10 protein-coding genes and 1 pseudogene are annotated in these 14,757 nt (G+C 72.8%); 7 read left to right on the forward strand and 4 right to left on the reverse strand.

Translation table 11 applies throughout. The annotated features are described in order from the left end of the window. Positions 1–28 precede the first annotated feature (28 nt). Positions 29–2,314 (reverse strand): FdhF/YdeP family oxidoreductase, encoded by a 2,286-nt coding sequence (locus ACWCYO_RS08570; RefSeq protein ID WP_449783805.1) that lies wholly within the window; start codon positions 2,312–2,314, stop codon positions 29–31. A 151-nt stretch (positions 2,315–2,465) separates the two neighbouring features. Between ACWCYO_RS08570 and ACWCYO_RS08575 the strand changes: the two genes are divergently transcribed. Then, entirely contained in the window at positions 2,466–4,298 is a 1,833-nt protein-coding gene (locus ACWCYO_RS08575; protein ID WP_449783806.1) for a protein kinase domain-containing protein, read from the forward strand. 40 nt (positions 4,299–4,338) lie between these two features. On the opposite strand, the gene ACWCYO_RS08580 is transcribed toward ACWCYO_RS08575, so the two are convergent. Continuing rightward, positions 4,339–6,264 carry an FAD/NAD(P)-binding protein gene (locus ACWCYO_RS08580; RefSeq protein ID WP_449783807.1) on the reverse strand — a complete coding sequence of 642 codons (1,926 nt, stop codon included), beginning with the start codon at positions 6,262–6,264 and terminating at the stop codon, positions 4,339–4,341. Continuing rightward, positions 6,261–7,265, reverse strand: coding sequence for an amino acid ABC transporter permease (locus ACWCYO_RS08585; protein WP_449783835.1), 1,005 nt, complete (start codon positions 7,263–7,265; stop codon positions 6,261–6,263). Before ACWCYO_RS08585 ends, ACWCYO_RS08580 begins: the two co-directional genes overlap by 4 nt. A gap of 541 nt (positions 7,266–7,806) precedes the next feature. Here ACWCYO_RS08585 and ACWCYO_RS08590 point away from each other — a divergent pair. After that, positions 7,807–8,964 (forward strand): LLM class flavin-dependent oxidoreductase, encoded by a 1,158-nt coding sequence (locus ACWCYO_RS08590; RefSeq protein ID WP_270144070.1) that lies wholly within the window; start codon positions 7,807–7,809, stop codon positions 8,962–8,964. A gap of 14 nt (positions 8,965–8,978) precedes the next feature. On the opposite strand, the gene ACWCYO_RS08595 is transcribed toward ACWCYO_RS08590, so the two are convergent. Further along, entirely contained in the window at positions 8,979–10,232 is a 1,254-nt protein-coding gene (locus ACWCYO_RS08595) for an RNA-guided endonuclease InsQ/TnpB family protein (protein WP_449783808.1), read from the reverse strand. A 161-nt stretch (positions 10,233–10,393) separates the two neighbouring features. On the opposite strand from ACWCYO_RS08595, the pseudogene ACWCYO_RS08600 reads away from it, so the two are divergent. The 5 genes and pseudogenes from ACWCYO_RS08600 (at position 10,394) to ACWCYO_RS08620 (ending at position 14,755) form a co-directional block, all read left to right on the forward strand. Then, positions 10,394–10,956 (forward strand): annotated as a pseudogene (locus tag ACWCYO_RS08600) (GNAT family N-acetyltransferase). Between the two features lie 10 nt (positions 10,957–10,966). Then, positions 10,967–11,914, forward strand: coding sequence for an ABC transporter substrate-binding protein (locus ACWCYO_RS08605; RefSeq protein ID WP_449783809.1), 948 nt, complete (start codon positions 10,967–10,969; stop codon positions 11,912–11,914). A gap of 28 nt (positions 11,915–11,942) precedes the next feature. After that, on the forward strand, positions 11,943–12,944 hold the full coding sequence (locus ACWCYO_RS08610; protein WP_449783810.1) for an amino acid ABC transporter permease: 1,002 nt from the start codon (positions 11,943–11,945) through the stop codon (positions 12,942–12,944). Then, positions 12,941–13,720: an amino acid ABC transporter ATP-binding protein gene (locus ACWCYO_RS08615; RefSeq protein ID WP_270144064.1), complete on the forward strand. Its 780-nt coding sequence runs from the start codon at positions 12,941–12,943 to the stop codon at positions 13,718–13,720. The genes ACWCYO_RS08610 and ACWCYO_RS08615 overlap by 4 nt, the downstream gene beginning before the upstream one ends. A gap of 45 nt (positions 13,721–13,765) precedes the next feature. Beyond that, positions 13,766–14,755: an ABC transporter substrate-binding protein gene (locus tag ACWCYO_RS08620; protein ID WP_449783811.1), complete on the forward strand. Its 990-nt coding sequence runs from the start codon at positions 13,766–13,768 to the stop codon at positions 14,753–14,755. The last annotated feature ends 2 nt before the right edge of the window (positions 14,756–14,757 follow it).

Genomic DNA, 14,757 nt, shown 5'->3' on the forward strand with positions numbered 1-14,757 from the left:
CCTCCGTGCTGTCCGGGGCGGCGGCGGGTCAGCCGGCCGGGGTCGAGTCGGGTTCGAAGCGGATGACGACGGCCTTGGAGGTGGGGGTGTTGCTGATGTCGGCGGTGGAGTCGAGGGGGACCAGGACGTTGGTCTCCGGGTAGTACGCCGCCGCGCCGCCGCGGGCGACGGGGTAGTGGACGACGCGGAAGTGGGGGGCGCGGCGTTCGGTGCCGTCGGTCCACTCGCTGACCAGGTCGACGTACCGGCCCTCGGGGAGGTCGAGGTCGACGGCGTCGGCGGGGTTGACCAGGACCACGCGGCGGCCGCCCTTGATGCCGCGGTAGCGGTCGTCGAGGCCGTAGATGGTGGTGTTGTACTGGTCGTGGGAGCGCAGGGTCTGCAGCAGCAGGCGGCCCGGCGGGACCTCGGGGGCGGTGAGCGGGTTGACGGTGAAGTTGGCCTTGCCGGTGGCGGTGGGGAAGGTGCGGGAGTCGCGGGGGCCGTGCGGGAGGGTGAAGCCGCCGGGGCGGCGGACCTTGTCGTTGTAGTTCTCGAAGCCGGGCACGACCCGGGCGATCCGGTCGCGCAGGGTGTCGTAGTCGCTCGCGAAGTCCTCCCACGGCACGGTGTCCTGCGGCCCGAGGACGGTGCGGGCGAGGCGGCAGACGATCGCGGTCTCGGAGAGCAGGCCGGGTGCGGGCGGGCGCAGGCCGCCGCGGGAGGCGTGGACCTGGCCCATCGAGTCCTCGACGCTGACGAACTGGGCGCCGGCGGGGGTGACGTCCCGGTCGGTGCGGCCGAGGGTGGGCAGGATCAGGGCGCGCGCGCCGGTGACCACGTGCGAGCGGTTGAGCTTGGTGGAGACGTGGACGGTCAGTCGGCAGCGCCGCATCGCGGCCTCGGTGACGTCGGTGTCCGGGGTGGCCGCGACGAAGTTGCCGCCCATCGCGAAGAACACCTTGACCTTGCCGTCGCGCATCGCGCGGATGGTGTCCACCGCGTCGTGGCCGTGCTCGCGCGGCGGCTCGAAGCCGAACTCCTTGCCCAGCGCGTCGAGGAAGGCTGTCGACGGCCGCTCGAAGATGCCCATGGTGCGGTCGCCCTGGACGTTGCTGTGCCCGCGCACCGGGCAGACCCCGGCGCCGGGGCGGCCGACGTTGCCGCGCAGCAGCAGGAAGTTGACCACCTCGCGGATGGTCGGCACGGAGTGCTTGTGCTGGGTGAGGCCCATCGCCCAGCAGACGATGATCTTCTTGGAGGTCAGCACCAGGCGGCCGAGTTCCTCGATCTGCTCCCAGGGCAGACCGGTCGCGGCGAGCACCTCCGCCCGCTCGGTCGCCAGCACCTGCGCCTCGAACTCCTCGTAGCCGTGGCAGTGTTCGGCGACGAAGGCGCGGTCGACGCCGTCCTTCTCCACGATGATCCGGTTGAGCGCGCGGAACAGGGCGAGGTCCCCGCCGAGGCGGATCTGCAGGAAGAGGTCGGTCAGCTTGGTGCCGTGGCCGACCAGGCCGCGGGCCTGCTGCGGGTTCTTGAACCGCTCCAGGCCGGCCTCCGGCAGCGGGTTGACGCTGACGACGGTGGCGCCGGCCCGCTTGGCGCGCTCCAGGGCGGAGAGCATCCGGGGGTGGTTGGTGCCCGGGTTCTGGCCGGCCACGATGATCAGGTCGGCCTGGTAGAGGTCCTTGAGGCTGACGCTGCCCTTGCCGACGCCGAGGGTCTCGGTGAGCGCCGAACCGGACGACTCGTGGCACATGTTGGAGCAGTCCGGCAGGTTGTTGGTGCCGAGCCGGCGGGCGAACAGCTGGTACGCGAACGCGGCCTCGTTGCTGGTGCGGCCGGAGGTGTAGAAGGCGGCGCCGTCCGGGGTGTCCAGGGCGCGCAGCTCCTCGGCGATCAGCGCGAAGGCGTCGTCCCAGGAGACCGGCGCGTAGTGGGTGGCGCCCTCGTCGAGCAGCATCGGCTGGGTGAGCCGGCCCTGCTGGCCCAGCCAGTAGCCGGAGCGCTCGGCCAGGTCGGCGACCGGGTGGGCGGCGAAGAACTCGGCCCGGATCCGGCGCTCGGTGGCCTCCTCGGCGACGGCCTTGGCGCCGTTCTCGCAGAACTCGGCGGTGTGGGTCTTGTCCGGCTCGGGCCAGGCGCAGCCGGGGCAGTCGAAGCCGTTCGGCTGGTTCACCTTGAGCAGGGTGGCGAGGGTGCGGCGGGCGCCCATCTGTTCGGCGGCCATCCGCAGGCTGTGGCCGACCGCGGGCAGGCCGGCGGCCGCGTGCTGGGGCGCGGACACCTCGGGGGCGTCCTGCGCCGGGTCGCTCTGCGGGGCCTGCTTGGCCATGACTGCGCTCCTCGGGCGTTGCTGGTGCGGGCCGCCGCACCGTCGCGGGGCCGTCCGCCCATCCTTCCACCTGCGCCCTGGCAGGGGGAGGGCCGTCGGTAGAGTCTGGGCGTCACAACGGGGGGCGTCACAACGGGAGGGGGAGGGGCGCGTGCGAGTCGGTGACGTCCTGGACGGCCGGTACGAGCTGGAGGAGAAGCTCGGACAGGGCGGGTTCGGGGTGGTCTGGCGGGCCCGGGACACCCGGATGCGCAGGCCGGTGGCGGTCAAGGTGATCGGGCACCACGGCGGCGACCACGCGAAGGCGGCGCTGCGGTTCGTCCGGGAGGCCTGCGCGGCCGGGAACCTCTCGCACCCGCACATCGTCACCGTGCACGACCTGGGGCAGAGCGAGACCGCCGGCGAGGAGGTCACCTTCCTGGTGATGGAGCTGCTCACCGGCCGCACCCTGACCGAGGTGCTGCGGGCGGGAGTGCCCCAGCCCGCGCTCAGCCTGCGCTGGGCGCGGCAGATCTGCGGGGCCCTCGCGGCGGCGCACGACGCGGGCATGGTGCACCGGGACATCAAACCGGACAACGTGATGATCACCGACGCCGGGCACCTGAAGGTGCTGGACTTCGGGATCGCCCAGCTGGACACCGGCGTGGGCGGGCTGACCACCACCGGCACGATCGTCGGCAGCCCGGCGTACATGGCGCCCGAGCGCTGGACCGGCGGCCGGGTGGACGGGCGGGCCGACCTCTACGCGCTCGGCTGCGTTCTGGTCGAACTCCTTACCGGGGCAAGGCCGTTCGGCGGGGACTCGACGCCGGTGCTGCTCTACCAGCACCTCAACGAGCCGCCCCCGGCGCTGGACCCGGCGCGGCTCGGGCTGCCGCCACAGGTGGCCGGGCTGATCGCGGAGCTGCTGGCGAAGGACCCGCAGGAGCGGCCGGCGGACGCCCGTACGGTCGAGCGGCGGCTCGCGGAGCTGGCCGAGTGGCGCGGGGAGGCGGCGGCTCCGGAGCCGACCGCGGTGGATCCGTCGCGGCCGGCGCCGACCCACTCGCCGGTGACCGCCCCGCCGATGCCCGTCACGCCCCCGCCGCCCGTTCCGGCGCACCCGCCGGTGGCGCCGCGGGTGCCCTCGGCCTCGCAGGTGCTGTCCCCGCTGACCACCCCGCCGGTGGTCGCCGCCGCGCCCTCCGAGGACGCCGTACGGGCCGGGCTGCGCGAGCGCCGGTCGGCCGCCTACCGGGCGGCGACGGCGGGCGAGTCGGCGATCCTGCTGCAGGCGGTCGCCCAGGACTGCGTCGCCGCGCTCGGCGCGACCGACCGGGACACCCTGTGCACCTGGCGGGACTTCGCCTGGTACCTCAGCCGGGCCGGGGACCTGGACGGCGCGATCCGGCTGCTGTCCACCCTGGTGGACGACATGCGCCCGGCGCTCGGCCCGGCCGACCCGGACACCCTGGGCGCCCGCTACCACCTGGTGTGGTGCGTCGGCGAGAGCGGCTCGGACGTCACCGCGATCCGGCTGCTGAACGAACTGCTGCCGGACCTGCACGCCGCCTGGGGCCCGCAGGACGGCCGGGTCCTGAAGGCCCGGCACGACCTCGCCGTCCACCAGGCCAACCGGGGCGACCTGCAGGGCGCGGTGATGCGGCTACACGCGCTGCTGCCCGACCTCGCCCGGGCGTTCGGCGAGCACCACCCGAGCACCGTCCAGGCCTGGCAGGACCTGGCCGGCTACCAGCAGCGGCTCGCCCAAGCCGGCCGCAAGGGCGGCACGCACCGGAGCCGGGCGCCGCGGATCAGCCGGATGGAGCTGCTGGTGCTGGTCCGGCGCCTGCGGGTGTGGGACTTCGCCACCGACCAGGAGGCCGGGGCCTGCGTCGAGGCGCTGGAGCGGGGACTCGGCGTGAAGGGCGCCGCCGACGTGGTCTTCGACGCGCCGGACCACGTCTCGGACGAGGACCTGGTGGAGGAGATCTTCGGCCCGTGACGCCCATCCCGCGGTAGCCCCCGCACGTCCGCTCCGGCTCTCACCCCACCAGGGCCGCCGCCGGGAGGGCGGCCAGGGCCCGGAGCAGGGCCCGGGCGGCCGCGTCGTTCTGCCGGAAGGCCGGGGCGTCGGTGCGCGGGCGGGCGAAGGCGGCGGCCGAGCGGAGGCTGGTGTGCGGGCCGAGGGCGGTGCGGCGCGGGTGCGGGGCGCCGCCGAGGGCCGGGTCGATCAGCCGACTGTCGGCGGGGTCGATGGTGACCAGGCCGGAGTGGTGGGTGTGTTCCCTGTCGCTCACCACCTCCTCCACCACCCGTCCGGCGCGGTGCAGTTCGCCCAGGACCGGGTCGAGGGTGCGGGCCAGTGCGTGCTTGGGCAGGTAGGCCTCGACCAGCGCGGTGGCGGTCACGGTGTGGCCGGGGACGGTGGTGCCGGAGGCCCGCCAGGTGCCGGTGGCCTCGTCCCGGTCGACCCGGACGCCCGCGCCGAGGAAGCGCACCACCCCGGCCTCGGAGAGCGCGAGCAGTTGGCGCAGCCGGAAGCCCGGCGGGCCGGAGGCGAGGAAGCTGAAGTAGCCGAAGAACCACTCGTCCACCTCCTCGGCGACCGAGCGGGCGGTGAGCCGGCCGCCGGCGACCAGCCGGGGGAGCTGGTCGAACAGCGAGAGCAGGGCGAGGAAGGCGCCCAGGTCGGCGCTGTGGGCCGGGTCGGCGCGGCGGTCGGCGTCGGCGGTGACGTACGCGCGCAGGTGCTCCTGCAGTTCCTCGGCGGAGCCGAGTTCGAGCCCGGCCAGCGGGTGGTCGAGCCGCTCGAAGTCGATCCGGTCGGCCGGGTCGGGGACGGCCTCGGCGACCAGCGCGGCGAGTCCGGGGGAGTACCAGCCGTGCCGGTCGTAGCGGGCGAGGAACTCCGGCCAGGGCAGCGCGGTGCGTTCGGGGTGGGCGTGGAACAGCTCGTGGTAGTGCCCGAAGCCGATCTCCTTGGCCATCAACGGCCAGGCGTCGCGCCGCAGTTCGAGCGGCTGGCCGGTGGCCAGCAGGGCGTCCACGGCGGCCGCGTCGAAGTACCGGGGGAGCGGGGCGGGCGGCCCCTGGAGCCGGTAGTCGGTCTTGGAGTGGTACGGGACGCCGCGCCGGGAACCGAGGTGCAGCACCGGTTCGCGGCCGGACGGACGGTAGCGCAGGGCGGGCCCGTCGCCGGTGGGCTCGAAGCGGCCGCCGCGCCCCTCGGTGAGCATCGCGATCAGGTCGACGGCGGCCAGGCCGAGACCGCGCAGCACCACCTGCTCGCCGGGGGCGATCCGGGCCAACTCGGCCTCGATGTCGGCGGAGTAGGCGGGCGGGAGGTGGAAGCGGCCGTGCCGGGCGGCGAACGCGGCGTCGGCGGCGTACCGGGGGTGCGGGGTGGAGTCGAGGTGGCCGAGGGTGAGGGCGACGTGGTCGGCGGTGAGCGTGGTGCCGCCGAGGTGGACGGTCTGCGGGCCGTCGGCCGGTCCGTCGATCCGGCGCACGGTGTCCCGGTGGACGGTGACGGTGACGTGCTCCGGCAGGTCGGCGACGGCGCGGCGGAACGCCCAGTCCAGGTAGGCGCTCTGGGCGCGCCGGGTGGGGAAGTCGGTTGGGGCCAGCTCGCGCAGCTCGGCCCGGACGGCCGGGTCGGCGACCTCCCGGTAGGGCGCGAACTCCCGCTGCCGGCGGGCCCATTCGGCTAGCGAGGGGCCGGGGCGGACGGGTCCGTCGATGGTGGAGCGCTCGTCGGTGAACATGGTGACGTCCTCGGCCATCGAGTTCATCCGCAGCAGCGGGGACTGGTCGTGGCGCCAGATCCGGCCCCCGCCGGGCGGGTGCGGGTCGACCAGGTGGATCTCCAACCGGCGCTCGGCGGGCAGCAGTTCGGCGGCGTTGGCGGCGATCCGCTCCAGCAGTCCGGTGCCGCGCGGGCCGGCCCCGACGATGACCAGGGACGTCATGCCCGCACCACCTTGACCAGGGCCGCCCGGGCGCGCTGCAGCGGGGTGGGCGGCAGGCCGTCCCGGCTGGCGCCCTTGGCGAAGTGGCGTTCGACGTAGTACTGGCCGATGGACAGCACGGTGGTGACCACCAGGTACCAGAGGGTGGCGACCATCAGCATCGGGATGACCTGGTAGGACTGCAGGTAGACCAGCTGCACCGAGTAGAGCAGGTCGGAGACGGCCAGCACGCTGACGATGCTGGTCCCCTTGAGTGCGCCGATCAGCATGTTCCCGGCGGTCGGCACGATCGCGCGCATCGCCTGCGGCACCACGATCCGCCGCAGCACCCGCCACCGGCCGAGCCCGAGCGCGGCCGCCGCCTCCAGCTGGCCGCGGTCCACGGAGAGGATGCCGCCGCGGATCACCTCGGCGGCGTACGCGGTCTCCAGCAGGGTGAGCCCGATGACGGCGGTCAGGGTGGGGCCGATCAGGTTGACCGTCTTCACCGTGACGAACTCGGGGCCGAAGGGGATGCCGAGGCCGAGGGTCGGGTAGAGCGCGCCGATGTTGAAGAAGAACAGCAGCTGCACCAGCGGCGGGGTGGAGCGGAAGATCCAGATGTAGCCCCAACTGAGCGTGCGTAGCACCGGGTTGGTGGACAGCCGCATGGTGGCGAGGACGGTGCCGAAGACGAAGCCGAGGGCGAGGGTCACGGCGGTCAGCCACAGCGTCAGGGTCAGGCCGTCGAGGACGGACCGGGCGGTGAACCAGTCGGCGACCACGCTCCACTGGAAGGCCCGGTTGCGGATCACCGAGCTGACCGCCATCGCGGCCAGCAGCAGGGCGACGGCCGCGGCGATCCACTGGCCGGGCTTGCGGCGGGCGACGACCCGGGCCTCGGGGGCCGGGGCCGGCGGTGGGCCCTGGGCGGGGGCGGGGGCGGGCAGGACGTCCTGCGGGGTGGCCATGGCGGCGCCTCCTGGGCGGAGTGCGGGCAGGGGGAGAGGTACGGGTGTGATCACGTACGGGCCCTCGGGGCGCCGGCCCGCGTCCCTCAACGCGGCCGGTGCGTCGCACTGCACTCCGCTTCGATCGTACGCATGCGCGATCGACGGCTGTCAAGGGTGGTCGGGGCCGTCACGGGGCGTCGGAAAAGTGACAGGAGATCGCAACAGTGCGGCAATGATGGGTGGTTGACGTACCGCTCGGCCGACTGCTCAACTTGAGGCCATGTACGCCGAGCAGCCCCTGGTCACCCGCGACCACATCGACTTCGGTCGGGTGTGGTCCGCGGCGTGTCACGGCTGACCCGGCAGCGGGCCGCCCGTCCGGCCTGATCTCCCAGCGGGGAGCCCTCCCTCAGTGTGCCCCGCCGCGGCCCGGCACCGTCGTCCGACGATGCGTCAGCGCGCCTCGCTGTCACAGATGACTTCGCACTGCGCTCCGGCACTCCCCTCCCTCGCACAACCCGTATCGCCCCTGCCCGGCGGCCACCCGCCTCCTCCTCCGGCTTGCCCGCCCGCAGTCCGCCGGACCCCGCCCACCCCGAAAGGTTCCGCCATGCCCGTCGAATTCCTCGGCATCGCCGCCACCGCCGACGGTTCGGAGACCCACCCGCGCACCACCGCCGCCTTCGACCGCGACTACACCCTGCGGCTGGCCCGGGCGCACGAGGACCACGGCTGGGACCGGGTGCTCTTCGCGTACGGCTCCGGCTCCCCGGAGCCCGCGGCCGCGGCGGCCTTCCTGGCCTCGCACCTCGACAAGCTGCAGATCCTGCTCGCGCACCGCCCGAACGTCTCCTACCCGACCTTCGCCGCCAAGACCTTCGCGACCCTCGACCGGATCAGCGACGGCCGGCTGACCGTCCACTTCATCACCGGCGGCACCGACCACGAGCAGCAGCGCGAGGGCGACTTCCTCACCAAGGACCAGCGCTACGAGCGCACCCGCGAGTACATCGGCATCGTGAAGAAGGCCTGGACCAGTCGGGAGCCCTTCGACCACGAGGGCCCGCACTACCGCTTCAACGACTTCGTCTCCGACGTCTTCCCCGTTCAGCAGCCGCGCCCGGCGGTCTCGTTCGGCGGCAGCTCGGACGCCGCCTACGCGGCCGGCGGCGCCGAGGCGGACATCTACTGCCTGTGGGGCGAGCCGCTGGCCCGCACCGCCGAGCAGATCGAGCGGGTGAAGGAGGCGGCGCGGGCCGCCGGACGGACCGACCTGCCGCGGATCCAGGTGGCGTTCCGGCCGATCATCGCGCCGACCGAGGAGCTGGCCTGGGAGAAGGCGCACCGCACGGTGGCCACCATCCGGGCCCGCCGGGAGAGCGGGGCGCTGGCACCCCGGCGCCGCCCGGTCACCGCCACCCCGGAAAACACTGGCTCCCAGCGGCTGATCGAGATCGCCGAGGCCGGCGAGCGCTACGACCGCGCGCTGTGGACCCCGACCGCCGCGGCCACCGGAGGGGCGGGCAACTCCAACGCGCTGGTCGGCACCCCGGAGACCGTCGCCCAGGCGCTGCTGGACTACTACGACCTCGGCGTGGACATCCTCTCCGCGCGCGGCTACGACCTGCTGGGCGACGCGATCGACTTTGGCCGCTACGTCATCCCGATCGTCCGCGAGGAGGTCGCCAAGCGGGACGCCGCCAAGGCCGCCGAGGCCGCTGAGCAGGCCGAGCGGGACCGGCACCAGCTGATCGCGGTGCAGGCTTGACATCCTCCCCGCCCTCAAGGGACGGGGATTCCTCCCGCGCCTGCGGCACGGACACCCGTGCGTGGCAGATCGCCGAGGCGGGTTCCCCGTTCAACGGGCCGCGCCTGGCGCGGGATCGCCGCGCCAGGTCTCACCGGCCCTCCAGGGGCGTTTAGCCTGTCCGCCTGCCCGGCGGCCAGGATGTTGCGAGCAGCATTGAGGTCACGGTCATGCAGCACACCACACACGCCGCAGGCCCACTCCCTCATTTGCAGGGGTTTGGGTCCGTCGCGGTGTCCGCAGTCCGAGCAGAGCTGGGAGGACGGGAATGCGCGGTGCACGATGCCGATGGTGCGCCCGTATCGGGCGGCCTTCTCTTCGAGCAGTCGCCGGAAGGTGGACCAGCCGGCGTCGTGGACGGACTTGGCCAGTCGGCCCCTGGCGAGGCCGCGCACGTTCAGGTCCTCCAGGTACACCGTTTGGGTTTCGCGGATGATCCTGGTGGTCTGCTGGTGCAGCCAGTCCATGCGGGTGTCGGCCACCTTGGCGTGCGCCCTGGCGACCTTGATGCGGACCTTCGCCCGGTTCTTGCTGCCCTTCGCCTTGCGGGACAGTTCCCGCTGCGCGGCCTTGAGCTTCTTCTCCGCCTTGCGGAGGAAGCGCGGGTTGTCGATCACGCTGCCGTCGGAGAGGACGGCGTAGGTGGTCAGTCCGAGGTCGATGCCGATCTCGGCATCGACCTCGGGCAGGTGGACCGGTTCGACGTCCACGACGAAGCTGGCGTGGTACCGGCCAGCCGGGTCCAGCACGATCGTCACGGACGACGGATCGGCGGGCAGTGCCCGAGACCATTTCATCCGCACATCGCCGATCTTCGCCAGGTTCAGCTTGCCGTTGGACCGGATGCGGAACCCGTTGCGGGTGAACCGCAGGCTCTGCCGGGCATCGCGCTTCGACTTGAACCGCGGCAAACCGACCGGGCGCCCCTGCCGCTTGCCGGACACCGAGTCGAAGAAGTTCCGGTAAGCCGTGTCCAGATCCCGAAGGGACTGGATCAGCGGGTCCACCCCGACCGATGCAAGCCACGCCCGTTCGGGGGTCTTCTTTGCCGCCGTGATCGCCAGCTTCTGCAAGTCCGCGGACTTGGGGTACGGCAGGCCGCCCTTCCGGGCTTCCTTCCGCACCGCGAGAGCGTCGTTGTACACCACCCGGGCACACCCGAACGTCCGGGCCAGCGAGGCACGCTGACCTGCCGTCGGGTAGATGCGATAGGAGTACCGAAGATGCACCAGATCAACCTACCGACAGGCACTGACAACGGCTCACGTCAGAACCTGCGAAGGTCACTCCGCCGCTTCGCGGCTCCGGGTCAACGCCCCTCCCCCACCCTCCGGGCGGGGGGACCCCCATCTCCCCGGCCTGCAGGCCGGGGCATCTTGGGAGACCAAAGTTGAGCGAGGTGCACCACAAGGAGTTCCGCCGGGTCACCCTGGCCGACCCGCTGGTCGAACCGCTGCTGCGCGAGCTCACCCACGAGTACGTCAGCCGCTACGGCCCCGGCGCCCACCAGGAGATGACCCGCTACCCGGCCGAGGCCTTCGCCGAGCCGCACGGTGCGCTGCTGCTCCTGCTGGAGGACGGCGAGCCGGTGGCCGGCGGCGCGTACATGCGCCGCGACGAGCACACCGCCGAGGTGAAGCGGATGTGGACGCTCCCTCCTTGCCCGCCGACGGGCAGGAGGGGCCCATCGCGCACCGCCGCCGGGGCCTGGCCCGCCGGGTGCTGGCCGAACTGGAGCGCACCGCCGCGGCCGCCGGCTACCGCCGGATCTTCCTCACCACCGGCCCGCGCCAGCCCGAGGCCAAGGGCCTCTACCTGGCGGCCGGCTACACCCCGCTGTTCGACGTCACCGCCGATCCTCCCTCCTTGCCCGCCGACGGGCAGGAGGGGCCCATTCCCATCGGCCCGCTCCCCTTCGAGAAGCCCCTGCCGGCCCTGCTCCCCACCCACTGAAAGGCCCCCCGTGAGAACCACCACCGTCCGCCGCCGCCTCCTCGCGACCACCGCCCTGCTGCCGGTCCTGGCGCTGGCCGCGTGCGGCTCGGACCCGAAGATCGCGGGCGCGGCCGGAGCGAGCGGGCCCGCCGCGACCGCCACCGAGGACGTCGTCTCCGGCCTGGGCCGGTCGGAGGCCGCCGCCGCGCTGCTGCCCGAGGAGGTGCGCAAGTCCGGGGTGCTGAAGTTCGGTTCGGCCTTCGGTACTCCGCCCGGCGCCTTCTACGTCGACCAGGCGACCAAGAAGGCGGCCGGCGTGGACATCGACTTCTCCGAGGCCGTCGCCAAGCTGCTCGGCCTGACCGTGCAGCGCGAGGAGGCCGCCTTCGAGACCATCCTGCCCGCCCTGGGCAGCGGCAAGTACGACGTCGGCACCGGCAACTTCGGGGTCACCACCGCCCGCCTGAAGACCGTCGACTTCGTCACCTACATCGACGACGGCCAGGGCTTCGCGGTGAAGCAGGACAACACGGCGTTCCAGCCGGTCACCGACCTGGCCCAGCTCTGCGGGCTGACCATCGGCACCGGCGCCGGCACCACCTTCGAGAGCACCCTCGACAGCAAGAAGGGGGTCTGCGCCGACGCTGGGAAGAAGCCGTACGAGGTCAAGGCGTTCAGCGACGGCGGTGCGCTGCTGACCAGCCTCCAGCAGGGCCGGGTGGACGTCGAGATGTCCACCATCAACGGCCTGCGCCATCAGGCCGCGCAGCCGGCCGCCGGAGTGCGTTTCCTCAACGAGTTCCACCGGCTGGACGTCGGCTTCGCCTTCAGGAAGGGCTCCCCGCTCACCCCGGCCTTCCAGGCGGCGGTCAACCAGCTGATCAAGGACGGGACGTACGAGCGGATCCTCCGGAAGTGGGGGCTCACCGACTCGGCGATCAAGGAGTCGCAGATCAGTCCGCCCGAACACCCGTGACCGTCAGGTCCGTCGAAGGAGTCCTCCGATGACCGTCCGCACTCAAGCACCGCCGGCCCCGGCGAGAACCGCCGGCACGGCCGGCCCCGACCGCGGCCTCGACCGCGGCCTTGACCCCGAGGAGCTGGACGGCCTGCGGACCGTCCCCGCCCGGCACCCGTGGCGCTGGGCCGCCGGGGCCGCCGCCCTCGTCGTCCTGGTCCAGTTCCTCCACGGCCTGGCCACCAACCCCGCCTGGGACTGGGCCACCTTCCGGCTCTACTTCACCGCCGACACCATCCTGCAGGCGATCGGCCGCACCCTCGAACTCACCGCCTACGGAACCCTGTTGGGCTTCGCGCTCGGCGCCGTGGTGGCCGCGATGCGGCTGTCCCGCAGCGCGATCCTGCAGACCCTCGCCTGGGCGTACGTCTGGGTGTTCCGCTCGATCCCGCTGATCGTCCAGCTGGTGTTCTGGTTCAACCTCTCCTACCTCTACAAGCGGTTCGGCTTCGGCATCCCGTTCGGCCCGACCTTCGGGGAGTTCGAGACGGTCGGGGTGCTGGGCGCGCTCGGCGCCGCGGTGCTCGGCCTCGGGCTGCACCAGGCCGCGTTCGCCGCCGAGATCATCCGCGGCGGCGTCATCGCGGTGGACGCCGGCCAGCGGGAGGCCGCCGCCGCGCTGGGCATCCCGCGCGGACGGCAGGCCTGGCGGATCGTCCTGCCGCAGGCGATGCGGGGCATCCTGCCGGCCGCCGCCAACGAGGTGATCTCGCTGCTCAAGGGCACCTCGGTGGTCTACGTGATGGCCATCGGCGAGCTCTTCTACCAGGCCCAGGTGATCTACGGCCGGACCGGCCGGGTGGTGCCGCTGCTGATGGTCGCCACGGTCTGGTACGTGGTGCTGACCACGGTGCTGTCGATCGGCCAGTACTACGTCGAGCGCTACTTCTCCCGCGGCGCCCGGCGCACCCCGCCGCCCACCCCGCTGCAGCGCCTGCGGACCTTCCTGCGGACCCTGCCGAACCGTACTGCCGGAGGACGTTCATGACCACGCTGACGAAGACCGCCCCGATGGTGCAGGTCCGCGGCCTGCACAAGAGCTTCGGCCGGTTGGACGTGCTGCGCGGGGTCGACCTGGACGTCCCGGCCGGCTCGGTCACCGTGGTGCTCGGCCCGTCCGGCTCCGGCAAGTCCACCCTGCTGCGGGCGATCAACCACCTGGAGAGGCTCGACCGGGGCTACGTCGCCGTCGACGGCGAGCTGATCGGCTACCGGCGCTCCGGCGACCGGCTGTACGAGCTCAAGGAGCGCGAGGTGCTGCGCCAGCGCACCGGCATCGGCTTCGTGTTCCAGAACTTCAACCTCTTCCCGCACCTGACCGTGCTGGAGAACCTGGTCGAGGCGCCGATCGCCGCGCTCGGCCGGCCCCGGGCCGAGGCCAGGGCGACGGCGCTGGGCCTGCTGGAGCGGGTCGGGCTGGCCGACAAGGCGGCCGCCTACCCCCGGCAGCTGTCCGGCGGGCAGCAGCAGCGGGTGGCGATCGCCCGGGCGCTGGCGCTGGAGCCCAAGGTGCTGCTGTTCGACGAGCCCACCTCGGCGCTCGACCCCGAGCTGGTCGGCGAGGTGCTGGACGTCATCAAGGACCTCGCCCGCAGCGGCACCACGATGATCGTGGTCACCCACGAGATCGGCTTCGCCCGCGAGGTCGCCGACACCGTGGTCTTCATGGACGGCGGCGTGGTGGTCGAACAGGGCCCGCCCGCCGAGGTCCTGGACCGCCCGCAGCACGAGCGCACCCGGGCCTTCCTGGCCAAGGTGCTCTGAATCCCGACCGCCCCCAACCCCCCTTCATCGAGCAGGAGTTCCGCCATGTCCCTACCCCGTCGCGCCCTCGTGACCGCCGCCGGCGCGCTCGCCGCCGCCCTCGTCCTGGCCGGCTGCGGCAGCGGCGCCACGGGCGCCTCGGCGGAACTCGCCCCGGCCAAGGGCAGCACTGCACCGAACGGCACCGTGGTGAACCTGTCGCCCGAGCAGAACCGGGTGACCACGCCCAAGGTCGAGGCGATCGCCGCGCTGGTGCCGGAGGAGATCAGGCGAAGAGGCACGTTGAAGATCGTCGACTCCCTCGGCACCACCCCGCCGCTGGACTTCTACGCCGACGACGACAGGACGATCATCGGCGTCGAGCCGGACATCGCCTCGCTGGTCGGCAACGTGCTCGGCCTCAAGGTCGAGTTCAACCCGGTCTCCTGGGAGAACATCTTCGTCGGCCTGGACAGCGGCAAGTACGACGCGGGCCTGTCCAACATCACCGTCACCGAGGAGCGCAAGGAGAAGTACGACTTCGCCACCTACCGGCTGGACGTCCTCGGCTTCGAGGCGAAGAAGGGCAGCGGCATCAAGGTCACCGGCCCCAAGGACCTGGCCGGCCGGTCCGTCGGCGTCTCCACCGGCACCAACCAGGAGAAGCTGCTGATCGCCTGGAGCGAGGAGAACGTCCGGAGCGGCCTCAAGCCGATCGACATCAAGTACTTCTCCGGCACCGAGTACTACCTGGCGCTCTCCTCCGGCCGGATCGACGTCTACACCGGCCCCGATCCCAGCCTGGCCTTCCACGCCGTGCAGACCGGCGAGACCGAGGTGGTCGGCACCTACTCGGGCGGCGGCGCGGACGTCCTCGGCAAGATCGGGGCGACCACCCGCAAGGACAACGGGCTGGTCAGGGCGCTCAACGAGGCGCTCAACGAGGTGATCAGGAACGGGACGTACGGGCAGGTGCTGAAGCGCTGGGGCCTGGAGACCGAGGCGGTGCAGACCTCCGAGATCAACCCGCCGGGCCTCCCCAAGCCCAAGCCGTAGGA

It is taken from the genome of Kitasatospora sp. NPDC001683 (assembly GCF_053596495.1).

Bases quoted from the DNA above. Each gene is read 5' to 3' on its own strand.
- ACWCYO_RS08570 (WP_449783805.1), bottom strand. From the start codon at position 2,314: ATGGCCAAGCAGGCCCCGCAGAGCGACCCGGCGCAGGACGCCCCCGAG.
- ACWCYO_RS08615 (WP_270144064.1), top strand. From the start codon at position 12,941: ATGACCACGCTGACGAAGACCGCCCCGATGGTGCAGGTCCGCGGCCTG.
- ACWCYO_RS08580 (WP_449783807.1), bottom strand. From the start codon at position 6,264: ATGACGTCCCTGGTCATCGTCGGGGCCGGCCCGCGCGGCACCGGACTG.
- ACWCYO_RS08620 (WP_449783811.1), top strand. From the start codon at position 13,766: ATGTCCCTACCCCGTCGCGCCCTCGTGACCGCCGCCGGCGCGCTCGCC.
- ACWCYO_RS08610 (WP_449783810.1), top strand. From the start codon at position 11,943: ATGACCGTCCGCACTCAAGCACCGCCGGCCCCGGCGAGAACCGCCGGC.
- ACWCYO_RS08590 (WP_270144070.1), top strand. From the start codon at position 7,807: ATGCCCGTCGAATTCCTCGGCATCGCCGCCACCGCCGACGGTTCGGAG.